This window comes from Methylomonas sp. ZR1, assembly GCF_013141865.1.
GTDB lineage: Bacteria > Pseudomonadota > Gammaproteobacteria > Methylococcales > Methylomonadaceae > Methylomonas.
This window is the reverse complement of the sequence record NZ_RCST01000001.1, coordinates 2,117,264-2,140,693: the sequence shown is the minus strand read 5'-3', so window position 1 is coordinate 2,140,693 and position 23,430 is coordinate 2,117,264. Positions and strand designations below refer to the sequence as shown.

Sequence of the window (23,430 nt, the reverse complement as noted above, 5' to 3'; positions counted from 1 at the left end):
TAACATGCGTTTAAAATGCAACTTTCCGGCAAGTGTAAGCGTCATTAACATTTATTTCAAATACGGCTTTTACCAAATTCACCGACATGCAATTGACTGCACATACCGATTACGCGCTGCGCGTACTGATTTATCTGGCTATCAACACTGAAAAACGGGTAACAATTACTGAATTAGCCGATTTTTTCGGCATCTCCAGAAACCACTTGGTCAAGGTGGTACACAAACTGGGCGTAAAAGGTTTTGTGCTGACGGTACGCGGCAAAGGGGGCGGCATTTGTTTGTCGCGGCCGGCGCGGGAGATCAGTGTCGGCAATGTGGTACGGGAAGTGGAGGGGCACTTTCAGATGGCCGAATGTTTTAATCCCAAAAAGCAGGGTAGTTGTGCGCTGGAGAAAGGGTGCGGGCTGATAGGATTGTTAGGCGGCGCTGTCGAGCAGTTTTTACAGACTTTGGACAAGGCGGTTTTGAGCGATTTGGTGCCAGGGCCCCGGCCGAGTGGCTTGGATGGCGTACCGCTAAAACAGGGTTGAGGCATTGCAATGTTTAGGATGGGTAGAGCGAAGCGAAACCCATCAAGTGTCCTCAAACTGATGCGATGGGTTTCAGCTATCGCCCCTACCCATCCACCGTTGTCAATAAAATCCGCTGGCAGCTATTTATCCAGAATGCTAGTTCCTCCGTTTTAACCTGTCCTTGGGCTGATTTTTTTCGGTTAGCGGTAGGCTCCAACAAACGGATTGCTGCGCATTTCCGCGCCAAAAGTAGACATAGGGCCGTGACCGGGGATGAATTTCACGTCCTCTCCTAAGGGCCAGAGTTTTAATTCAATGGAATTGATTAAAGTTTGATGGTCGCCTTTTGGAAAGTCGGTGCGACCGATCGAGCCTTTGAATAGTACATCGCCGACCAGCGCCAGGCGCTGGTCCTCGCTGAAATACACCACATGGCCGGGCGTATGGCCAGGGCAGTGGATCACCTGTAAGACCTCGTTACCCACCTTAACCGTATCGCCGTCGTTCAGCCAACGCTGTGGGGTAAAACTCGCCGACTCCGGAAAACCGAACATCCGGCATTGCTGTGACAAGGCCTCGATCCAGAAGTTATCTTCAATTTGTGGGCCGATGGTCGGCAACGAAAGTTTTTCGGCCAACTCCGCCACACCGCCAACGTGATCGAGATGGCCGTGGGTGACCAGTATCGATTCCAGCTCCACGCCTTGTTTTTTGACTTCCTTCAGCAATACATCAAGGTCGCCGCCCGGATCGACCAGAGCGGCTATATTGGTTTGTTCGCAGACCAGTAAGGTGCAGTTTTGTTGATAGGCGGTGACGGGAATAATGGTGTAGCGCATGAAATCGATGATGGCTGGAAGTTGGACTCCCGCTTGCGCGGGAGTGATGCATCAGGAAGTTAGATATTTAGTAATAAATGCGCCGGCGCTTCCAGACATTCTTTGATGGTGCCCAAAAATTGCACCGCTTCCTTGCCATCTATCAAGCGATGGTCGTAGGACAAGGCCAGATACATGATAGGCCGAATCACGATTTCGCCGTTCTCCACCACCGGCCGATCTTTAATCGCATGCATACCCAAAATTGCGCATTGCGGCGGATTTAGGATAGGCGTGGACAACATGGAACCGAAGATGCCGCCGTTGGTGATGGTAAAGGTGCCGCCGCTCAGGTCTTCGACGCTGATCGAGCCGTTGCGGGCTTTATTGCCGAAATCGTGTATGCCTTTTTCGATGCCGGCGAAATCCAGTTGGTCGGCGTCGCGCAAAATCGGCACGATTAGGCCGCGCGGTGTAGTCACGGCGATGCCGATGTCGTAGTAGCCGTGGTAAATGATGTCGCTACCGTCAATGGAAGCGTTAATCGCCGGGAAGCGTTTTAAGCCTTCAATCGATGCTTTGACGAAGAACGACATGAAGCCCAGCTTGATGCTGTGTTTGGTTTCGAAACGATCTTTGTAGTGATTGCGCAGATCGATGACGGCACTGAGATTGACTTCGTTAAAGGTAGTTAGCATCGCCGCGTTTTGCTGAGCTTGCAGCAAGCGTTCGGCTACTTTGGCGCGCAAGCGGGTCATCGGCACCCGCTGTTCCGGCCTCAGGCTGGCGACAGCTGTGGCGGACAACGGCGAGTGGGTTTCCGCTGCCGGCGCGGGAGTAGGAGCGGTTGGTGCATCTTTCGCTTGCGTGTTCAAGAAATCCAAGACATCGGTTTTCAGAATCCTGCCGTGTTTGCCGGAGCCGGCGATCGCTTGCGGATCGAGATCCTTTTCAGCGACCAGTTTGCGAACGGAAGGGCTGAGGACGGCGTCTTCGGCTTTTTCGGTTACCTGAGCCGGTTTGGCTTGCTGGGCGTCGAGTTTGGCGAGTAGTTGGCCGCCGACCACGGTTTCGCCGTCTTGCACCACCAGTTCCAGCAGAGTTCCGGATTTGGGGGCCGGTACTTCCAGGATGACTTTGTCGGTTTCGAGATCAGCCAGATTGTCGCCTTCGTTTACCCATTCGCCCGCCTGTTTGTGCCATGCGACTAAGGTGGCATCGGATACGGATTCGGGAAGGCTGGGGACCAGTATTTCAAAGCTCATGTGTATTTCCTTCGTTGCTGCCATAGAGCGCGGCGTTTACCACGGCGCGTTGTTCATTGAGATGGGTTTTGTAATTGCCGACCGCCGGAGAAGCCGACGCGACCCGGCCGGCATAACTGATCGGGATATTCTTGTCTAGCAAATCGAAAAAATGATGCTTGCTTTGGTACCAGGCGCCTTGGTTTTTCGGCTCTTCCTGACACCAGACAATATGTTCGACATTGGGGTATTTGTCGATTTCACGTTTGAATTGTTCGTTCGGAAACGGGTAGAGCTGCTCGATACGAATAATCGCGACATGGCGCAGTTGCTCCTGATCCAGGCGGCGGGCTTCCAACAAATCGAAATAAACTTTGCCGGCGCATAAGACTATGCGTGTGACATGGTAGGGATCGATATCGTCTTGTTCGCCTATCACGTTCAAAAATTCGCCGTCGGTTAAATCGCTGAGTGTCGATACCGCCAGCTTGTGTCGTAGCAGGCTTTTCGGGCTCATGACGATCAGCGGCTTACGATATTGGCGTAACATTTGCCGGCGCAGCAAATGAAAAATTTGCGCCGGGGTGGTGGGTACGCAGACTTGGATATTGTGGTCGGCACACAACTGTAAATAGCGCTCCAGGCGAGCCGAGGAATGTTCCGGGCCTTGGCCTTCAAAACCGTGCGGCAGCAGCATCACCAAGCCGCTGAGTTTGCCCCATTTGGTTTCACCGGAGGAAATGAATTGGTCGATGACCACTTGCGCGCCGTTGGCGAAATCACCGAATTGCGCTTCCCAGATCACCAATTTATTGGGTTCGGTGGAGCTGTAGCCGTATTCGAAACCCAAGACGCCGGCTTCCGAGAGCAGCGAGTTAAAGATTTGGGCGCGGCCCTGATTTTCGCTCAAATGTTTCAGCGGGATGTAGTTTTCACCGTTGGCCTGATTCAGCAAAATAGCATGGCGATGCGAGAAAGTACCGCGGCCGATGTCCTGGCCGGTCAATCGCATGTCATATTTTTCCAGTAGCAGCGACGCATAAGCCAAATTTTCCGCGAAACCCCAGTCCATCGGGATTTCGCCGGCCGCCATTTTATTGCGGTCATCCATGACTTTGGCGACTCTGGGGTGTAGCTCAAAACCATCCGGCAAGCTTTGCAAGCGTTGGTTGCAGAATTGGAGATGCTCCAAGCTTATCGAGGTCTTGGCGGGCGTGTCCCAATGTTTGTTTTGATACGGTACCCAGCGCGCTGAGTATGAGTAAACATTGTTTTCAATAATCGGCCGCGACACCGGTTGACCTTCGTTGAGCAGTTGTTGGTAATCCTGCTCCATTTTCTGCACCATGTCTTCGGTGACGACACCTTCCGCAATTAATTTTTGTGCATAGATTTGTGGCGGCGTTTGGTGATCGCGGATGGATTTGTACATCATCGGTTGGGTAGCCGCCGGTTCGTCGGCCTCGTTGTGACCGTGGCGGCGGTAGCAAATCAAGTCGATCACCACATCTTTATGAAAGGTGTTGCGGTAATCCAGTGCCAATTGCGTGATGAAAATTACCGCTTCCGGATCGTCGCCGTTGACGTGAAATACTGGCGCCTGAATCATATTCGCAACGTCGGTGCAATACAGGGTGGAACGCGCGTCGAACGGGTTGCTGGTGGTAAAACCGATTTGGTTGTTGATGACAATATGCACGGTGCCGCCGGTGGAGAAGGCGCGGGTTTCCGACATGTTCAAGGTTTCCATCACAATACCTTGGCCGGCAAACGCGGCGTCGCCGTGAATTAATATCGGCAGGATCGCGTCAAAACCATCCGGGCCATGGCGATCTTGGCGGGCTTTTACTGAACCTTCCACCACTGGATTGATGATTTCCAAATGCGAGGGGTTGAAGGCCAACGTCAAATGAATCGGGCCACCCGGTGTGGCGATATTGGACGAAAAGCCTTGGTGGTATTTGACGTCGCCGGTCAATACGCCGGGCGAGGACGTGTGAGTGCCCTCGAATTCGCCGAACAATACCGCCGGGCTTTTGCCCAGAATATTAATGAGTACGTTCAATCGGCCGCGATGGGCCATGCCGATGACGATTTCCTTGCCTTTGTGTTCGCCGGCGCGCTGGATTAATTCGTCCAGTATCGGAATCAAAGACTCGCCGCCTTCCAGCGAAAAGCGTTTTTGGCCGACATATTTGCGGTGCAGGAAGCGCTCCAGGCCTTCGGCCGCAATCAACAACTTTAAAAGCCATTGGCGCTTTTCCGGGTGGCTGCTGAAATCCGGTTTTGCGCCTTCCAGTTTATCCTTGATCCAACGCTTCTTCTCGTCATCGACGATGTGCATGTATTCGCTGCCGATGCTGCCGCAGTAAATCTCGTTAAGCGTTTGAATAATGGCTTTCAAGGGCAAACGGTCCACGCCGCACAGGCCGCCGGTATCGAACAGGGTGCTCATGTCCGCATCCGTTAGACCATAATATATGGGTTCCAAGTCTGCGGGGATGCTTTGCGATTGGCCAAGCGGGTTGTTAGAGGCTATCTGATGGCCTTTGACCCGGTAATGATTGATCAAACGGGCTACCGCCGATTGCTTCTTGACGCTTTGCTCGGTAAAACCCTGCATTCTGGCCAGTCTGCCTGGTTCTGCAATCGCCAATTTTTCGAAGCGTTCCACAATCACGCTGTGCGGCGTGTCTTCGGTGGCGCCACTGCGAATGTGGTCGAAGCGCTGTCGCCAGCTCGGGCTGATGGATTCCGGATTGCTCAAGTACTGTTCGTACAAGTACTCGATGAAATGGGCGTTGCCTCCGTACAATGAGGAGGACTCTTCAAATTGTTTAAGCAGGCTACTCATGCAAACATCCAGGTTTTCGGCAAGTTCAGCCGATTATGTTAGAACTAAAATGTTATATTACCAAGGACAATGTGTTGTAACGGGCTAGTGCATCAAGTCATTCCAGTTTCATATGGTTGATTCAATATCGGGAAAAAACATGGCTGATAATAAAGTAGTTATCAAAATTAATTATGATAGGAAACACCCAAGCATAAACGCGGAGCCGCAAACGGTAACGGTTTGGCATATTCGCAGGATACTGGTTGCGGTTCTGGTGTTAGTTTTGATGCTAATAGTATTATTTTCATGGTTTGGTGGCGGCGATGAAGATATCGATACTCAGATCGATACCACGGAAAAAGTTCAAAAATTAAATACACCGGATGTTGAAATGGTTGAACGGCAGGAGCCTGCGCTATTGGAAAAGCCAGTGCCGGCGATAGTACAGCAGGCATCAGCTAACTCAGAAAGTGTTAAAAAAATAGACAGTGTTAAAAAGCCGGCGGCGATTATATTGGACCGCAAGGTTATCAGGGCCTCTTTAAATACCGAACCGAAGGATGATGAGCCCGGCGAACCGATTAAGTCGCCGCTGAGAGTTATTCCTAACCAATCCCGGGAAGTTTTTTATTTTAGTGAGATAAAAAACATGAAGGGTAGATCTTTGTTTCATCGATGGTCGCGTAACGGTCAAATCGTGCATCAAAAACAATTGGATATGAAAGATAAAATAACCAAGGTATGGTCTAGTAAAATCTTGTCTGCCAAAGATAAAGGCGAATGGCAAGTACAGTTGACGGATAAGAAAGGTAAGGTATATTCCGAGGTCAATTTTTCAGTTAACCCTGAATAATAGTTTTATTTATAAACGCCGGGTGATAGAATTGCTTGCGTTTTTTGATTAACGAGGAAAATATGACTGACTTTAATAAACTATCCGAAGCCGAATTACAGGCTGTTATTGATAATGCCGAAAAAGCATTAAAAGAAAGACAATCCAGTAAACGTAAGGAAGTTATTGCGCAAATTAAGGAATTAGCGGCTTCTATCGGTGTAACGGTCGATATTCAAGACGGCGAAAAAAAATCCGAAAGAAAAACCGGCAAAGTTGCGGCTAGATACCGTAGTCCTAACGATGCGTCCTTAACTTGGTCTGGCCGTGGATTGGCACCGAAATGGATGCAGGAACTACTGGCCTCCGGTCGCAATAAAGCCGAGTTCGAAATTAAATAATCTTCGGATTCAAACCGTAGTCTGGTTTATCCAGTCTTTTAAACGGTTTGCTACCCAGGCTCCATCGTCCAAACATAGATCATGGCCCGCCCACGGGTGCTTGAAGATGTCGATTTGCCATTTGTTATGAATGGCGTCGGAACAAGCCGGTGCGACTAATCGGTCGCCCCGGCCGTTCAATATCAGCAACGGCGTCTCGGGTTTTTTCTGACTAGGCCGATAGCGTGCCGCTGCTTTTAGCTGTCTGATTCCATTAGCAAGGCTGATAGGCCGAACTTGCTGTATGGCGGTCCAGGCCTTGGCCGTTTCCGCGTAGAGATTTTGCCGGTTACTAACCAGCTGAAGGATTGCCAGTTCTCTGAGATACAAATCCCTTTCCAGTAATAACTGAAAAAACTGCGGATAGCTCTGCCAACGCATGCGCCGATAAAACGGGCTTAAGCCTGCAAAGCTGGTGTTGACCAGAGCGGCAGCGGCGATGTCGTGCGGATAGCGCTGTAACCACTCCCAGGCTACCATGCCGCCGAGTGATAGTGCGAGTAACGTTACCGGCTTTGCCAACAAACCATAGTCTAAAGCCTGGCCGCGGACTTGTGCCGTTATCGCTTCGATACTGTCCGGGCTAGGTTCTTGGTAATATCGGCCGGTGCCCGGCAAATCGATAGTACTGACGGTTGATCGCGGAAAAGCCTGTTGCAACATATCCGGAAAATTTCCCCAATGTGCAGCCTCTCGGCATAGACCACGCAGTAACAACCAATGTTGCCCGGCTGCTGCTTCAGGCATACCAGAAATCCATCGCTTGTTGCCGATTATGTTCTTGCTGTTGGCTGGTCAATGTCGCCCATTTTTGCGGATAGAGCAGGCTGCGATACAGGAAATCGAATAAGGTCAGATGCCGACGCATGATGCGCTGTTGGCGATGCGGCAACAAGGGGTGAAACAAGCCGTGACGTTGAAACAAATGTGTCGGGCTTTTACGCAGCCACAGCCAAGAGCCCATCTCCAGCGTCAACGGCAGAAACACGCGCTGTCTACCGTGCCGGTCGATAAAGTCGTCATATAGATAATCCCATAAATCGCCGCTGATGACGTATTCCTGGCTCATGGGCTCTATTTTATAAAAATGATGCGGGTAGCAGCGATCAAACAGTTGTTTTAAGCCGTATGCTTCGGCGATGCCTGGAAACGGCGTCTGGCAGGACGCATAGGGAAACCATAACCTATCGTGTATCCCAAACCCCGAATGCAGATCGATAGCAATCGATAACGGTGCATTGAACAGATGTTTATGCACCACCCGGCATAGGGCTTGGGCTTCCTTTTCCATTTTCGATTCATCGCCGCGATACCAGGGCAGTTTGGCGCTGAAACGCTGACCGCTGTATAGCCGGGTATTACCGCTACTTTCGATGGGTGAATTGCGCATCAAATCCACGCCATGGCCGTTGCAGCGCGTGCCTCGGTAGACGCCTACCGGGTTGACGATGGGCACAAATACCAGTCGCGAATGCTGCAAACGAGCGTTAAATTCTTGATCCCAATCCAATAATTGCAGGATGGTTTGCAAGTAGGCCAATATGACTTCCGAGCCGATTTTCTCCAGACCATGTACGCCGCCGAAAAAAGCCAATACTGGGACGTCCGGGCTGTTTGAACCCAGGCTGAGGCAATGGATGGGAAATTGCGTGTCTTTGTAGCTTATTTGCTCGATGATCTCGCAATGGGCGCGGTCGCCGAATTGCCGGATCAGTGCTTCCAGCTGATCCAGCTCCGGGAATGAACGATTTTCCATGAATTCGCGCCAATCTACCCGGCCAGTGATTTTTCGATGTAGCGCTGTCTTTTTTTGGGTGCGATTTTATCGACCTCCACCATGATCAGGCCGTCGATACAATTGTTAAAGTCCGGGTCGATATTGAAGGCGATGAAATGGCAGCCTTTATCGACGCATAATTCCACGTATTGTTTATAAAGCGTAGGGACTTTGACGCCCAGTTTTTTCAGCTCGCTATTCAATATTTTAAAGCTGGTGGAATAGTCGGCGCTGAATTCGGTGGCAGCAAATGCCTTGCCTTGTTGCGAAATCACGAACGGTGTTCTGGCCTTGGTGTGCTGTAAATCGGAGGCAAATTGCTGTTGGTAAAAACCGATAATCAGCTCTTTGGCGGCCTGCGGATAGGCGTTGCTGATACTGACCGGGCCAAATAGGTATTTGATGTCCGGGCGTTCGCGCAAATACGCGCCGATGCCGTACCAAAGGTAATCCAGGCTGTGCTGTCCCCAATAACGCGGCTGGACAAAGCTGCGGCCCAATTCAATGCTGTAGGGCAGATAAGTTTCAAATTCGCTGCGCAAATCGAACAGCGTTTGCGTATAAAAGCCGTCCACGCCGTGGCTGGCCATAATCGCCGAGCCTTCGCCGACTCGATACGCGCCGACGATTTCCAGATCGTTGTCGTCCCACAGCACAATGTGGCTGTAGTAGATGTCGAATTTGTCCAAATCCAATGCCAGGCCCGTGCCTTCCTCGACGGTTCTGAAGGTCAGCTCGCGCAAGCGGGCGATCTCCCGCATCACCGGGCAATCGTCTTGAAACTGGTATAAAAAGATCTTCTTGCCGTCGCGAGTTTCGCCAAGCAGACGCGATTGGTACAAGGCCTTCTTCACCGCTTTGGTGTCGGAAGGATGCACTACGGTGGCGACGGTCTCGAATAGCGCCGGTTTGTTTTTCCTGCCCAGGTTTTGCACGTGCTTCCGAAAGCGCTGACTGAGCTGTTTGTTGCTTTCCTCGCTGTCGGCGATGACTTGGTAAGGTACCGGCGCGCCGACCATGAATTTAATTTCCTGGCCCTTCTTGTTGAACATTTCTTTGACCAACAACATTGTGCCCAATGGTTTGTATAGCGTCGAGGCGCTATAGAACAAGGCGGAGTTCTTGGCTTTGATAAAGATCGGCAAGATTGGACATTGCGCCCTGCGGGCCAGCTTGATAAAACCGGATTGCCAGGCACCGTCGCGAATGCCTTTAGGGGTGATGCGCGACACTTCGCCGGCCGGAAAGAAAATGATCGCTTCTTCATGCTCCAGTGCATCCAGCATGACTTTATAAACGTCTTTCAGTTTTTTCTTGTCGGATAACACATCGACCGGTAAGAAGATCGATTGCAAGGGTTCCATGTGCGATAAAACCCGGTTGGCGACGATACGCACGTCGGGTCGTACTGATCGAATCAATTTCACCAGGGCTAAGCCATCCAATGTGCCGATCGGGTGATTGGCGACGATCAGCAAGCGACCTTCGGAGGGGATATTGTTGTAACAATCGTTGCTGACTTGATAATTGAACTTGAAATAATTCAGTAGTTTGTCGAGAAAGGCGAAGCCGCGTAGATGTTGGTTTTTACGGATAACGTCGTTGAAATCGTCTTCGTGGATCAGTTTTTTTAAAGCTTGTACGACCAGCTTATTGTCTTTGCCAAATTTAAAGTCGGGATAGGTTTCTTGCAGAATGCGTTCAGCATCGATCATCGCTCAGTGTCCTGGAAAAAGGAGTATGGCGGGGGATTCTAGTGAGCGAATATGTCAGAAATATGTCAGTCCGCAGGTTGAAGAAGAATGGCAGGCAATGGTGGATTATGCGTGATGAAGTACTCTTGGCAGTCACCAAACACCCCTCTCCCGGTCTAGAGGGGAGGGGATGGTGGGTTCGATGGCGACAATCAGTGAGCTTTCTGAGCGGGTTTTTCCGGCGTCAGCACGGTGTTTTGTGGCGGCTGGCTGTTGTCCAGATCCGGATAGTCCTTGGTGTAATGCAAACCCCGGCTTTCCTTGCGCTGTTGCGCGCAACGGATAATCAGCTCGGCGACGATCACTAGATTGCGTAGTTCCAGGAGGTCGCTGGTGATGCGGAATTGGCCGTAGTATTCGGCGATTTCATCTTTCAGCAACACCAGGCGGTTCATGGCGCGTTCCAGGCGTTTATTGGTGCGAACGATGCCGACGTAATCCCACATGAAACGGCGCAATTCGTCCCAATTGTGCGCGATTACCACTTCCTCGTCCGAGTCCCCGACTTTGGATTCGTCCCAATCCGGCAGCGGCAACGGTTCCGGCAAATCAGCAAATAGGCGCCGGATGTCTTGGTTGGCTTGTTCGGCAAACACCAAGCATTCCAGCAAGGAGTTACTGGCCATGCGGTTGGCGCCGTGCAAACCGGTGCAGGCGACTTCACCTATGGCGTAAAGGCCGGGGATGTCGGTGCGCGCGTTGGCATCGGTCAATACACCGCCGCAGGTGTAATGCGCAGCCGGAACCACGGGGATCGGTTGCTGGCTGATGTCTATATCCAGTTCCAGACATTGCATATAAATGGTGGGAAAGTGCTTTTGAATGAACTCCCGCGATTTGTGGCTGATGTCCAAATACACGCATTCGATACCGTGTTTCTTGATTTCGCTGTCGATGGCGCGGGCGACGATGTCGCGCGGCGCCAGTTCCATGCGCTCGTCGTAACGGCGCATGAAACGTTCGCCGTCGGGCAGGATCAAATGTGCGCCTTCGCCGCGTACTGCTTCACTGATTAAAAACGAACGCGCAGTGGGGTGGTACAGGCAGGTCGGATGAAATTGCATGAATTCCATATTGCTGATCCGGCAGCCGGCCCGCCAGGCCAACGCAATGCCGTCGCCGCTGGAAATGTGTGGATTGGTTGAATACAGATAAACCTTGTTAGCGCCGCCGGTCGCCAGCACGACTACTTTCGCGGCTATCGATTTGATGCTGCCGGATTTGCTGTCCAATACATAGGCGCCGCATATGCGTTGTTCGTTTGCCCCCAACTTGGTGGCGGTGATCAGTTCGACGACATTGTGGTATTCCAGGAGGGTGATATTCGGGTGCGCCTGCGCGCGCTCGATCAACGACAGCGAGACGGCTTTGCCGGTGGCGTCGTCGGTATGTACGATTCGCCGATGTGAATGCCCGCCTTCACGGTTTAAATGCAATTGTTTGGCGCCGTCGGCGTTACGCTCTTCGGTAAAATTCACACCTTGTTGACGTAGCCATTCGATGCTTTGCCGGCCCTGCGCGACGGTGAGTCTGACTATCTCCGGATCGCATAAGCCGGCGCCGGCGATCAAGGTGTCTTCGATATGCGATTCTATCGAATCGTATTCTTCGTCAAATACCGCAGAGATACCGCCTTGGGCGTAATAAGTGCTGCATTCGGTCAATGCAAATTTGGCGAGCACTGCCACCTTATAGGTGTCGGCAAGATGCAACGCAAGACTCAGCCCGGCACCGCCACTGCCGGCGATAAGGATGTCGTAATGGGAATCAGCGGTATTGTTGGGTTGGTTTGCTGTCAGTGTGGTCAACTTTGCGGCCGGATGAATAGTTTTAGCGTTTTCGAATAATATCTGGTTTTAATCCTGCGGTAATTTTTTTTGTGTTGCCAGAACTAATGAGGTTTAATTCTGTCCACTTCAATACCAAAATAGCGCAGTGAACGAACAAGAAACGAATACCGAAGATCTGGATCAAGAGCTGGTGCGCCGCGTGCAGCAAGGCGATAAATCCGCCTTCGATCTTTTGGTGATCAAATACCAGCACAAGATCGTCCACTTGGTGAACCGGTACGTCAAGGATCCGAGCGAAGCTCAAGATGTGGCGCAGGATAGCTTTATCAAGGCTTACCGGGCTTTGGGAGATTTTCGCGGTGACAGCGCCTTTTACACTTGGTTGTATCGTATAGCGATTAACACCGCCAAAAACTATTTGTTGTCGCGTTCGCGCCGTCATTTTGATTACGAAATCGATGTTCAAGATGCCGAACAAGTAGAAAATGCGCCACAACTGAAAGATATAGAAACGCCGGAAAATTTGTTGATGAACGAACAAATTGTGGCGGTCATTAAATCAGCTATCGAGAGGTTACCAGAAGAGATGCGGATTGCAATTACGCTCAGGGAGTTTGAAGGGATGAGTTACGAAGAAATTGCGGAAGCAATGGATTGCCCCATCGGGACGGTACGCTCGCGGATTTTTAGGGCTCGCGAAGCCATAGACCAAAAATTAAACCCATTGCTCGACTAAAGGTGTATCGATGCAAGAACAACTTAACGAAAAACTTTCTCAACTGATAGACGACGAACTGGATAGCCAACAGGCGCTGTCGCTATTGCAGACTTTGCAGAACGACGGCTTGCTGAAAGACAAGTTGCGCCGCTATCAAATTGCCAGTCAAGTCATGAAGACTGGCGAATATTCTCACGTTACCAGCGATTTTTTGGACAAGATTCACGAACAGATTAGGCAGGAACCTACCTACTTTTTACCCCAAAAAAAGTCGGCGGTAAATTGGCAAAAAGCGGCGTTGGCGATTGCTGCGTCGGTGGCGTTGGCCGTGGTGTGGGTCAGCAGTAAAGTGGATAAACAAATGCATAACCCGCTCGGTTCGGTCGATATGGTGGCTCAGGGTAAAGACGTATCAGCAGAGGAAATGCATGCTCGATTCAAGGATTATCTGGAAGCTCATGACAACGCGATGTATGTCAATAGCGTGCAAGCGGGACAACCCTACGCACGGGTGGTGGGCTATCGGCAGGAATAAGCGCGTGAGAGTTTTAAAAGCTTTTTTGCTGTGCGTTGTTTGTCAAAGCGCTTTTGCCGATAAGGATCAAGTTACGGCCCGACAATGGCTGGATAATATGAACCGGGCGATGAAAACCCTCAACTACCGGGGTACCGTGATCTTCATGAAAAACGGTCAGCTCGATACGATGAAATATCAGCATAGTGTTGAAAACGGCGTCGAACAGGAGCGCTTGGCGTCTTTGAATTCGCCGATGCGGGAAGTGACACGTAAATCCAACGAAGTAACTTGCACGTTCAAGGAAACCAGTCAAAAAGTGGTGAATCATCATCCGTTGGATAGCTCGTTTATCGTCAATTTGCCGCAGAACACCGCTAACCTGGAAAAAAATTATCAATTAGTTTTGTCGGGTCACGAATCCATTGCGATGTTGCCGACGCAAATCGTCAGTGTCGAGCCTACCGATGCGCTGCGCTACCCGAGAAAAATCTGGGTGGATACCCAACATTTTTTGCCGCTGAAAGTCGAGGTTTACAATTTGGACGGCAGTATCCTGGAGCAAGTAGTTTTCACCGATTTAATGACCGATTCCTTAGCCGAGCCCCACACCGGCAATGTCGACGACAACAGCTTTCATGTCAAACATATCCACACCGCTCAAGCTGAACCGTTTGAAAACGCTACATTCGTACTGAAGAATTGGCCGTCTGGGTTTGAGCCGGTATTTTTTATTCGCAATTCCATCCAGCAATCTCAGAAAGCCGTAGATCATCTATTGATTAGCGACGGTTTTTCTACCGTGTCGGTGTATCTGGAAGCCAAAGAATCGCAAGGTATGAATGGTTTGCATAGCCTGGGTTCTGTCAATTCGTTCAGTAAGGTGATTGGCGATACCCAATTCACCGTACTGGGTGAAGTACCCGCCAAAACAGTCGAGCTAATTGCTGACGGCATAGCGCTACGTTAGCGTGTCCTTTTTGTAACAAATCAAATGTATGAGTGGAGATTACATGCTTAATAAGCTGTTTTATGGAGTTTTGATATTTTTAACGGCGATTGATGCTAGCTATGCACAATTGCCCGATTTTACTGAGATGGTCAAAACCAATGGGGATGCTGTGGTCAACATCAGCACAACCCAAAAGGCTGCGGATCCGCAAGCGGGCGTCGATCAACAGCAAATGCCTGAGGATATGCCGCCGGAAATGGAAGAGTTTTTTCGGCGGTTTTTCCAGGGCCCTGGGCGTGGAGGTAATTCACCACGAGAAACCAACTCCTTGGGCTCAGGGTTTGTGATTTCCAAGGACGGATACGTCTTGACTAACCACCATGTGGTGAACAACGCCTCCGAGATTGTCGTTAAATTGAAAGATCGCCGGGAGTTGATTGCCAAGCTGATCGGCTCCGACGAAAGCACCGACGTGGCCCTATTAAAAGTAGAAGCTAAGGACCTGCCGGTAGTGGAAGTCGGTTCGCCGGAGCAATTGCAAGTAGGTGAGTGGGTGTTGGCGATTGGTACCCCGTTCGGTTTCGATCAATCGGTTACCGCCGGTATTGTCAGCGCCAAGGGACGGAGCCTGCCGGACGGTAACTATGTGCCTTTCATTCAAACCGACGTTGCCATCAATCCAGGCAATTCAGGTGGCCCCTTATTCAATATGCAAGGCAAGGTGGTCGGAATTAACTCGCAAATCTACAGCCGTTCCGGTGGCTATATGGGCTTATCGTTTGCCATACCTATCGATGTGGCGATGAACGTGGTCGACCAAATCAAAAGCAAGGGTAAAGTATCGCGTGGCTGGTTGGGTGTACAAATTCAGGATGTGACCCGGCAGTTGGCGGAATCCTTCGGTATGGATAGGCCGCACGGCGCCTTGGTCTCAAAAGTGATACCCGGCGGACCGGCCGAAAAAGCCGGGATTCAAATCGGCGACATCATTGTCGAGTTCAACGGCCAAGTCATCGAAACGTCCGGTGAATTGCCGCCTAGAGTGGGTATGACGCCTATTGACGAAAAAGCCAAGGTTAAAATTATTCGCCAGGGTGATAAGCAGGATCTTAGCGTGAAAATTGGCTTGTTGCCTGCGCAACCGTCCTCTTTGGCAAACGCGCCCGCCGCTGCGCCTGAAGTCGCTGTAAATAGGCTGGGATTGGCTGTTGCCGATTTAACCACCGAGCAACGCCAGCAATCGCAGGTTGAGAAAAACGGCGTAATAGTACAAAAAGTTAACAAAGGCATAGCAATGGACGCCGGCATTCAGCCAGGAGATATTATTTTGCGCATTCAAAATAATGTGGTGCGCGATGCCGCCGAGTTTAACTCTATCGTCGCGAAATTACCGGTTGAAAAATCGATAGCACTTTTGGTACAACGTAATGGCAGCCCGGTGTTTTTAGCGTTTAAAATCGAGAAATAATAGGGGTAACTCAATGCCTGTTGCCAGCGATGTAATGCAATTGATCGGCAATACGCCGGTAGTGAAATTACATAAAGTCGTGTTGGAAAACTCCGCGACTGTGCTGGCAAAGTTGGCATCGCAAAACCCCGGCGTCTCGGTTATGGACTGAATCGGTGTGGCTATGATTCAAGTCGCGGAGCAAGCGGGGCGCTTGCTAAATAGGGCACTTTTGTCAAGGCCCAGCAAATCGTCAGGCAGTCCTGGGCGCTATGTCCAGGGTTGCCGACATGATCAAAAACCGTAAGCGTCAGATTTTGATTTGGCGGTGGAGCTAGTCGAGACTCCGGTCATCTCGGGCGGCGCGAGCACGGCATTGATGGGCGTGGAGAAAGCCGTGGTGACCATTGTTCATGACGCTGGCGAGCGCTTTTAAGTATGAGCTGACGCCGTTTTATCACGCATTCTGCTGGAGCAAAAAATAATAATGACAAATCCCAGCATCAAAATCCGTTCTACCGGACTCGGTTATTTTATTAACCGCATTCAAACCCTGTTTGTCAGCATGTTGCGTATCTGGACGATACCCATTGTTCTGATGCTCAGCCTGTCGTCCGGGTTTACGACCTATTACGGTTTATCGCATTTCATCACGCCCTGGATTGCGTTGGTGATTACCGTCGCCATTCAATCCATCATTGTTATTTGTTCGCTGGAAATGGCCGGCATTCATTGGAAGGCCAACAGGATGCGCTACTTTACCGTGGTGGCGTCTTTAGCGGTGGCGATTGCTGCTTCAGTGACTTTTTCCTATTTCAAGTTTTACGAAATATCCGAGCAGGAAACGCTGCATATTAATAGGCTGAACGAGTTAAGACAGCAGACCAAAAATTATCTGGACAGTATTCTGCAAGTTAAAAGCCAGATGCTGCACCAACAAAAGCTGGATCTGGAAAAAGCTTCGCAGGATGCCAGTCAGGCGTATTTTGGAACGCATAATCAAATTGGACCCGGCTACAAAAATCAGGTGGGGGAAGGGCCGTTCTGGCGTCATTACAATCAGATTTATCAGGAAAAAAAGCAGGCTTTGCAACAGCAAGAACAGGCTTTTCAGGTCCTGGACAGCAATATCAGACTGCTGCAAAGTAATCTGAATCAGCTGGATGTAACTAACGACAAGGAAGCCACTTACTCGCAATTTTTGAAAAATTATCAGGATATTCAACTCGGCGTGAACCAACTGGCCAGCAGCATGGGCTTGTCTTTACCCGACGCGCCCCTGCTGATGACCTATAAACAGTTTGTTGAGGAAGTTAAACCCTCGTTTGCGATGTGGCGCGGGTTTTCCTGGTTTGCATTTGCTTGCGCGGCGATGGTGGATTTTTTTACGGTGTTATTGTCTTACCGTTTGGAGTTTACCGCGCCGGGACCGTTGACGATTCAAGAAGAAGAACTGGTGTTTGAATGCCTGCGACAATTCACCGAGTTTCGGATCAACGAGAATGACGAACTGGAAATGGTCATCGAAAAATCCGACTTGGAAAAAGCCCGCCGTTACTCGGATTGGTCGCGGATGTTCGTGGTCGGCTTGCTGCTCAGCCGCGGTTTCTTGCGTAAAGTAGACGATAGAACCGTGGAGTTTGCGCCGAATCTTTACCCGCTGATTGCGGAAAAAATGTCCGACAAAATCGCCGCGCTTAAACAAAAAGCCGCTGCCGCAGCCGGTAGTGTTAGCCATGAATAGCGCCGGCACCGAATTGGAAGTCTGGCTGGCCGGCGGCGATTTATTTGAAGAGTCGCTTGCCGATGCGGCGGAGCAATGGATCGCTGGTTTCGACGCCGACCGGCAAGTGGTGCAGCTAAAACTCGGGCCGTATAAAAAACTCTTTTTACGGCCAAAAAAGTTCGTCAAACGCTTTTATCACCATATTCACCCGCTGACGATAGAAAGCTGGCAATACCGGCGGCAGCTAAGTATGTTCGACGATTTTTGCACCGTGGATCTGGCGCTGGATTTGCGCTTTCAGGCCACCCTGGCTTATGTGCTGAAAAACAGCGAAATGCTGCCCAAAATTAACCAACACATCAAGCAGTTGTATGCCGATATTATCGATGATGTGATCAATCTTGAGTTGCAAACGCTGGCTGATGGCAACTGGATTCAAACCGGTCTAATTGACACCGAGAAACGCATTGCGCTGGCTATTAACCAAGTATTAATGCAGCAGCACATTCAATCGCAAGCCCTATGTAGCCTTACCGCCAGCTTTAACGAATTTCCGAATGTGCAGTTGGGCCGCGACAGCGTTTATCTGAACGTGTTGAAAAAGACTTTTGAGTTGAATGAAGAACGCACCCGCGAACTCTCCCGGCAGCAGCGGTTGCTGGAGGAAGAAGAAATACACGAAAAACGCCTGCAACTGGAGCATTTGCGCCGCGTATCCGAGTTGGAATTGCAGATGCAGGCTCAGGAGGCCGAAAAACAGCGGTGCTTGCTGGAAGACAAACAAGAGCAGCTTAGACAGCAACTGGAACTTGAGAAGCGTTTGTATGCCGAACAGCTAAGCCACGAAAACGAGTTAAAGGCGATGCGTCTGGAAGCGGAGTTGCTGGCCCAGGAAACCCAGCAGGCCAGGCAAAGGCTTGCGGAAAGTCAGCAGCTCTCGGAACAATTGACCCACCAGGCGGAATTGCACGATAAAAAGGTACTTGCCGATATTCGCTTGCAGCAACGCACGCAAAGCTTATGGCAAGAGAACAGTTCAACGAATGAAACAGGGAGTGACTATGCGCAGCAATAAATTGATAGGTGTAAGTTATCGGGTGTTGATTTTGTTAATGACTGCATTATTGGCGGCTTGTAGCACTACACCGCGTCCGCTGCAATTCCGCACGGAAATCGATTCGCTAGTCGCCGTTAGCGCTCCGCAAAGCAATATGCGATTCGTAGTATTGCCGGGCAATGCCGGTGCAAACGAACAGGATTTGCAGTTTATCGAGTTTAAAACCTATATCGAAAAAGTCCTGGCCAATCGCGGCTACAGCAAGGCCGGTAGTTTGCAAGACAGCAATTTGGTGATGTTCTTAAGTTACGGCGTCGGTGCGCCCGAAGTCCACCAGTATAGCTACGAAGTACCATTGTGGAACGACATGGGTTATTACTATCCGTACCGCATGTCCCGATTTTACAATGGCTATTATCCCGGTTTTGGTTGGGGTTACGGCGGCTATTCGCAACGCACCGAATCCTACACGACGTTCCGGCGCTATCTGGTGTTGGAAGCCTGTGATAAAGAAGCCTATTTGCAACAGCAGCAACGCAAACAGTTATGGAAAACCAGCGTACAAAGTAACGGTTCCAGTAACGACTTACGTCTGGTGTTCCCGTATATGGCAGCAGCAATGCAGCCCTATCTAGGCACTAACACCGGGCACATGATCACTGTGGATATAGACGAAACCAATACCTTGGTACGTAGTCTGCTGGGTCCATATCAACCCAGCACACCGCAGCCGCGATAAAGATGGGATTGGGTTATCCGCCTGCTGCTCAAGTGCATTGTAGGCAACATATTGACAACGCTTGGTGGCGGATACAGACTGAGGGTACACCCAGCCAAGCTGGGGGACGAATTTGATCTCCAGTATCCGGTTGGCCGAGCCGAAAGTTTAGGGATGAAAGTAAACAATAATAATCAGGAGAGCAGCATGAAAACAATCGTTTTGGGATTTGTCCTGGCTTTCAACAGCCTGACTGCACACGCTGCAAAATACGGTCTGGAGCCGGGCGATGCGGTACTGACCAATTGCCACGAAATTTATACCCGGGGGGTGGTTAAAGCCAAAGTCGATGACGGCTATACCGTGCACTTTCCCAAGAACGCCGGGCCTATCCAGTGTCCGCCGTTTCGTTGGCATGCAGAGTTCGTGTTGCCGTTTCAATCGGTTTCGGAGTATAGCCTGAAGTTTTTGGGTGGCTTAAAACGCGATATCCTGTTTCAAGTGGGCGAACCGGTGACTTTTCGGGTCGATACCGACAGGCGCGTCGTCAAAACCAAAGCCAGCATTGATATTGACGCACAGATTACCGACATCAGCAGCAACGGCGCGATAGCCGTGAAGTTAATCAGCACTGATCCGGAAGCGGCGGCGACATTTTGGCAATGGATAGGCGGCAATTATGTCGATTTGCGGCATAAATATTTGGAACTGGAACGGGATAAAAGATCTCGCTAAGCTAAACACCTTCAGGTAATTGCCAACGCAAGCACCGGCACTCTTAGCTATCTTCTAATGGATCATCGTCCGGATGCAGAAGAAGGAAAACACATGGCTCAATTGCTTAGGGGGTATGAGGAGAATGACTTGCTATTCAGTTCCCAAGCTTTTGATTGGCATGGGGTCCAACTGGATTTGACTCCTGGTTTGCTTATTTTCCTTATTTCCCCTACGCTTCCGGTCAAACTCACTGAAGCGGCGTCTTCCGTATGAAGATGATCGCAAAACCGGGAGTGGTCTGGGGCGGCGTATGGGTAGAGACGGTATGAATTCGACATTTTTCCATCTGACAAAAGTTGATCGAACTGCCAATCCCTATGCAAGATGACCTCAACATCACCATGGATCAGCTTCGGGTCGGGTTGTATATCCACCTCGATCTCAAGTGGTTTGATCACCCATTCTCGTTCAGCCATTTCAAGATTAAAAACGAGGCGCAGATCAAGACCCTGCAGGGTCTTGGGCTGAAATCGATTCGTTACGATCCGGCCCTCAGCGATGTCAATCCGCTGCCTAAAAAAACACAGCAGGTAGAGCAACCACAGCTTGCCGCCAAGCCGGATATTTCGCCGGCGTTGGCAGCCAAACTGGCGCTGGTCGAGCGGATCCAGCAGCAGCGAGAGGTGGCGGCGCGGATTGAAAATGCCTTTATCGATACCGCTAAAACGATACACGGCATTGAGAAAAGCCTGTTTACCATGCCGGCGGAAACCGTGCGCAAGGCTGGGCAATTGGTGGACCAAATTGTCGACTCGCTGCTTTGCGCACCGGAACTTGCTATACATGTCATGATCGGCAAAGCGGGTGCAGAGGAAATGTATTACCACTCTTTGAATGTCACCATGCTTTCCCTAATGATGGCGCGCGACATCCAGTTGCCCCAAGAACTGGTCGGCAGCCTGGGTATAGGCGCGCTGTTTCACGATATTGGCCATAAGGAAATTCCGACAAAAATTCTGATGAAAAAGGAGCCGCTCAATCAGGCTGAGCGGCATTTGTTTGAAATGCATTGCCAGTACGGCGCGGATATTGGCCAGCGGCTGGGATTAGCGCCGGCCGTGGTGGCCATCATCCGCGAACACCACGAATGGTTCGATGGGACTGGCTACCCTAATAAACTAAAGGGTGAGGCTATCAGTTTACTTTCCCGGATTGTTGTCATTGCCAACCACTACGATGAATTATGCAATCCGGTGAATATTAACGATGCGCTGACGCCCCACGAGGCGCTGTCGACCATGTTCGCCAAGTTGCGCAACAAATTCGATCAGAAGTTGCTTCAGGTCTTCATCCATTGTCTTGGTGTGTATCCGCCCGGCACGATCGTGCAGTTTTCCAATGGCGTGATCGGCATGGTCGTCACCGTCAATACGGCCAAGCCGATGAAACCGCTGGTGCTGATTTACGATGCGGATATTCCCAGGGATGAAGCGATCCTGGTGGACATGGCGTGCGAAGCGGATGCGAATATCGCAAAGGCGATCAGGCCGGCGCAGGTCCCGAGGGAGATATACAACTATCTCAGTCCGCGCAAACGGGTCAATTACTATTTCGATCCGAATACGCCTGGGCAGGAGCGAGCCGGATGATCAGCCTCGAACATCTGATGCTTGATTACAGCCGGTATATGATGTTGTTGGTTGAACCCGGTGAGTTGCGGATCATCGTTGCCAACAAGATTGTCGAGAAAATGCTGGGCTATTCGGAAGCCGAATTGCTGGCCATGCCGATCACCAACATCGAAAGTTCATTGCAAGACGTGTTTTATTGGGAGGACGTCCGTAACGGCCAATACCAGGATATCGAGACCCAGGACGGACTTTACCAATGCGCCGACGGTTCGATGCTGACGGTGACCAAATCCGTCAAAGTCATTGATCACGAAGGAAGCCCTTTGATTCTGGTGCAGGCCAGGGATGTACAGAACGAGCACAAGGCCGAGGATGCTCTGGCCCAGATATTGTCCCAATTGCGCGCGACGTTGGAATCGACAGGCAATGGCATTCTAGTCATCGATTGGCATGGCAAGATCGCCAACATGAACCGCCAGTTCAGCAGCATGTGGGGCATTTCCGACGAGTTGCTGCTGGAGGGGGAGGAAGCGGATATTCTCGAGTTCATCGCCGGGCTGGTTGCCGAGCCGGAAATATTTCGTATGCGCCTACAGGAGCTAGTCGGCAACAGCGAAACCGAAGATATTCTGAGCCTCAATGATGGCCGGATTTTCGAATGCAGATCCCGGCCGCAATATCTAGGCGAGCACATCATCGGCCGCGTCTTCGGCTTTAACGATATTACCGAACGCAAACGGGCCGAGGAAGCATTGCGCGATTCCCGAGACGAGCTCGAAGAACAGGTGCGAAAGCGCACTGAATCCCTGCAAATGGCCAATACGCAATTGCTGGCCGAGAAGGCGCGTCAAGAGGAGCTGATCAGGCAGCTTGAAGAAACCCAGATGCAACTGCTGCAATCCGAAAAAATGGCTTCGATTGGTCAGCTCGCGGCCGGTGTGGCTCACGAAATCAATAATCCCATTGGCTTCGTCAACTCCAATTTGAGCACTTTGCAAGAGTATGTCGATGGCATGCTGGCACTGCTGGCGGCTTACGAACGGATTGAAGGGTCGTTGGTAAATGAGGCCTTGCAAAATATCACGCATCTGAAGCAGGAAATCAATATCGGCTATCTACGCGAAGATATTGGCGATCTTCTGGCGGAATCCCTCGACGGCCTGCAGCGAGTGCGGCGCATCGTTAAGGATCTGAAGGATTTCTCTCACGTCGGCGAACTGGAACAGCAATCGGCGAATCTTGAGGCTGGTCTCGACAGTACGCTTAACGTGGTGTGGAACGAGATCAAGTACAAGGCCGACGTCGTCAAGGAATACGGCGGAATCCCCGAGATAAATTGCATCGCGTCCCAGCTCAACCAAGTGTTTATGAACCTTTTGATCAACGCCGTGCAAGCCATTGAGGATCACGGCCGAATTACGATTCGCACCGCGTATGACGAGCAAAATGTTTGGGTTGAGGTGGAGGACACCGGCAAGGGCATCAAGCCTGAACAGCTTGGAAAAATCTTCGATCCGTTTTTTACCACCAAATCAGTTGGCATGGGCACAGGCCTGGGTCTGTCTTTATCCTATGGGATCGTTAAAAAGCACAATGGGCGAATAGAGGTGAAGAGCGAACTGGGGAAGGGCACGTGCTTTCGCGTATGTTTGCCGCGGACTGGCTGACAGGCGCTTCAGCATTTTGCCGTTATGAGGGCGTAAATATTTTTGCCAATTCCCCCGATAAATAGCGGTGCCCATGCTACCAGACTGATTTAAGTGATAGATCAGAAGCAAGGCCGCTTTCAGAGCAATAACAGACCTTGGTGCTAAAGGTCGTGGAAGGCAGGTCTTTATCGCTTTCGTCTCAACTAGTCCTAACTAAAGCTAGAAAAATTCGGGGCAGCGTTACGGCAAAGCCCTGATCATGCGAGAGCATATCGCATAATATTCGCCGCCTTCC

Annotated in this window: 21 protein-coding genes; 14 read left to right on the top strand and 7 right to left on the bottom strand. The window is 50.7% G+C overall.

The features are described from left to right. The first annotated feature begins 86 nt into the window (after positions 1 to 86). Complete coding sequence (locus tag DDY07_RS09715; protein ID WP_033156619.1) at positions 87 to 533, top strand: Rrf2 family transcriptional regulator; 447 nt, start codon at positions 87 to 89, stop codon at positions 531 to 533. A 182-nt stretch (positions 534 to 715) separates the two neighbouring features. Here the strand turns inward: DDY07_RS09715 and DDY07_RS09710 are convergent, their stop codons facing one another. Genes DDY07_RS09710 through DDY07_RS09700 form a run of 3 tightly spaced genes read right to left on the bottom strand, consistent with a single transcriptional unit; the run spans position 716 to position 5,431 of the window. Further along, positions 716 to 1,354 (bottom strand): MBL fold metallo-hydrolase, encoded by a 639-nt coding sequence (locus tag DDY07_RS09710; protein ID WP_171695738.1) that lies wholly within the window; start codon positions 1,352 to 1,354, stop codon positions 716 to 718. A 59-nt stretch (positions 1,355 to 1,413) separates the two neighbouring features. Then, the gene (odhB, locus tag DDY07_RS09705) at positions 1,414 to 2,598 is read right to left on the bottom strand and encodes a 2-oxoglutarate dehydrogenase complex dihydrolipoyllysine-residue succinyltransferase (RefSeq protein ID WP_171695737.1); all 1,185 of its coding nucleotides are present in this window, start codon (positions 2,596 to 2,598) and stop codon (positions 1,414 to 1,416) included. Then, entirely contained in the window at positions 2,588 to 5,431 is a 2,844-nt protein-coding gene (locus DDY07_RS09700) for a 2-oxoglutarate dehydrogenase E1 component (protein WP_171695736.1), read from the bottom strand. Before DDY07_RS09700 ends, odhB begins: the two co-directional genes overlap by 11 nt. Before the next feature lie 139 nt (positions 5,432 to 5,570). Here DDY07_RS09700 and DDY07_RS09695 point away from each other — a divergent pair, with 139 nt between their 5' ends. Next, positions 5,571 to 6,266 (top strand): DUF2914 domain-containing protein, encoded by a 696-nt coding sequence (locus DDY07_RS09695; RefSeq protein WP_171695735.1) that lies wholly within the window; start codon positions 5,571 to 5,573, stop codon positions 6,264 to 6,266. 62 nt (positions 6,267 to 6,328) lie between these two features. Beyond that, positions 6,329 to 6,646, top strand: a complete 318-nt coding sequence (locus tag DDY07_RS09690) for an H-NS family nucleoid-associated regulatory protein (RefSeq protein WP_033156614.1) — start codon at positions 6,329 to 6,331, stop codon at positions 6,644 to 6,646. 9 nt (positions 6,647 to 6,655) lie between these two features. Here DDY07_RS09690 and DDY07_RS09685 read toward each other — a convergent pair whose 3' ends face one another. The 4 genes from DDY07_RS09685 to nadB all read right to left on the bottom strand — a co-directional run bounded on the left by DDY07_RS09685 (position 6,656) and on the right by nadB (position 12,024). Continuing rightward, positions 6,656 to 7,432, bottom strand: a complete 777-nt coding sequence (locus DDY07_RS09685; protein ID WP_171695734.1) for an alpha/beta fold hydrolase — start codon at positions 7,430 to 7,432, stop codon at positions 6,656 to 6,658. After that, positions 7,425 to 8,441, bottom strand: a complete 1,017-nt coding sequence (locus DDY07_RS09680; protein WP_171695733.1) for a M14 family zinc carboxypeptidase — start codon at positions 8,439 to 8,441, stop codon at positions 7,425 to 7,427. Before DDY07_RS09680 ends, DDY07_RS09685 begins: the two co-directional genes overlap by 8 nt. A 14-nt stretch (positions 8,442 to 8,455) precedes the next feature. Beyond that, positions 8,456 to 10,177 (bottom strand): lysophospholipid acyltransferase family protein, encoded by a 1,722-nt coding sequence (locus DDY07_RS09675; protein WP_171695732.1) that lies wholly within the window; start codon positions 10,175 to 10,177, stop codon positions 8,456 to 8,458. A 191-nt stretch (positions 10,178 to 10,368) separates the two neighbouring features. Then, complete coding sequence (gene nadB, locus DDY07_RS09670; RefSeq protein WP_171695731.1) at positions 10,369 to 12,024, bottom strand: L-aspartate oxidase; 1,656 nt, start codon at positions 12,022 to 12,024, stop codon at positions 10,369 to 10,371. A gap of 127 nt (positions 12,025 to 12,151) precedes the next feature. Between nadB and rpoE the strand changes: the two genes are divergently transcribed. The 11 genes from rpoE to DDY07_RS09615 all read left to right on the top strand — a co-directional run bounded on the left by rpoE (position 12,152) and on the right by DDY07_RS09615 (position 23,153). Beyond that, positions 12,152 to 12,742 carry an RNA polymerase sigma factor RpoE gene (gene rpoE / locus DDY07_RS09665; protein ID WP_020482182.1) on the top strand — a complete coding sequence of 197 codons (591 nt, stop codon included), beginning with the start codon at positions 12,152 to 12,154 and terminating at the stop codon, positions 12,740 to 12,742. A gap of 10 nt (positions 12,743 to 12,752) precedes the next feature. After that, positions 12,753 to 13,259: a sigma-E factor negative regulatory protein gene (locus DDY07_RS09660; protein ID WP_171695730.1), complete on the top strand. Its 507-nt coding sequence runs from the start codon at positions 12,753 to 12,755 to the stop codon at positions 13,257 to 13,259. Positions 13,260 to 13,263: 4 nt separating this feature from the next. Then, a complete protein-coding gene (locus DDY07_RS09655; RefSeq protein ID WP_171695729.1) occupies positions 13,264 to 14,208 on the top strand; it encodes a MucB/RseB C-terminal domain-containing protein in 945 nt (314 codons plus the stop codon). Positions 14,209 to 14,251: 43 nt separating this feature from the next. Next, positions 14,252 to 15,658, top strand: coding sequence for a DegQ family serine endoprotease (locus DDY07_RS09650; protein WP_171695728.1), 1,407 nt, complete (start codon positions 14,252 to 14,254; stop codon positions 15,656 to 15,658). 13 nt (positions 15,659 to 15,671) lie between these two features. Then, positions 15,672 to 15,809 (top strand): hypothetical protein, encoded by a 138-nt coding sequence (locus DDY07_RS09645; RefSeq protein WP_216614733.1) that lies wholly within the window; start codon positions 15,672 to 15,674, stop codon positions 15,807 to 15,809. A 315-nt stretch (positions 15,810 to 16,124) separates the two neighbouring features. Beyond that, the gene (locus DDY07_RS09640; protein ID WP_171695727.1) at positions 16,125 to 17,381 is read left to right on the top strand and encodes a hypothetical protein; all 1,257 of its coding nucleotides are present in this window, start codon (positions 16,125 to 16,127) and stop codon (positions 17,379 to 17,381) included. Continuing rightward, on the top strand, positions 17,374 to 18,438 hold the full coding sequence (locus DDY07_RS09635; RefSeq protein WP_171695726.1) for a hypothetical protein: 1,065 nt from the start codon (positions 17,374 to 17,376) through the stop codon (positions 18,436 to 18,438). Before DDY07_RS09640 ends, DDY07_RS09635 begins: the two co-directional genes overlap by 8 nt. Then, entirely contained in the window at positions 18,425 to 19,159 is a 735-nt protein-coding gene (locus DDY07_RS09630) for a hypothetical protein (protein WP_171695725.1), read from the top strand. Before DDY07_RS09635 ends, DDY07_RS09630 begins: the two co-directional genes overlap by 14 nt. A gap of 186 nt (positions 19,160 to 19,345) precedes the next feature. Next, positions 19,346 to 19,873 carry a hypothetical protein gene (locus tag DDY07_RS09625; RefSeq protein ID WP_240617966.1) on the top strand — a complete coding sequence of 176 codons (528 nt, stop codon included), beginning with the start codon at positions 19,346 to 19,348 and terminating at the stop codon, positions 19,871 to 19,873. A gap of 359 nt (positions 19,874 to 20,232) precedes the next feature. Beyond that, entirely contained in the window at positions 20,233 to 21,504 is a 1,272-nt protein-coding gene (locus tag DDY07_RS09620) for an HD domain-containing phosphohydrolase (RefSeq protein ID WP_171695724.1), read from the top strand. Then, positions 21,501 to 23,153: an ATP-binding protein gene (locus tag DDY07_RS09615; protein WP_171695723.1), complete on the top strand. Its 1,653-nt coding sequence runs from the start codon at positions 21,501 to 21,503 to the stop codon at positions 23,151 to 23,153. The genes DDY07_RS09620 and DDY07_RS09615 overlap by 4 nt, the downstream gene beginning before the upstream one ends. Positions 23,154 to 23,430 lie beyond the last annotated feature (277 nt).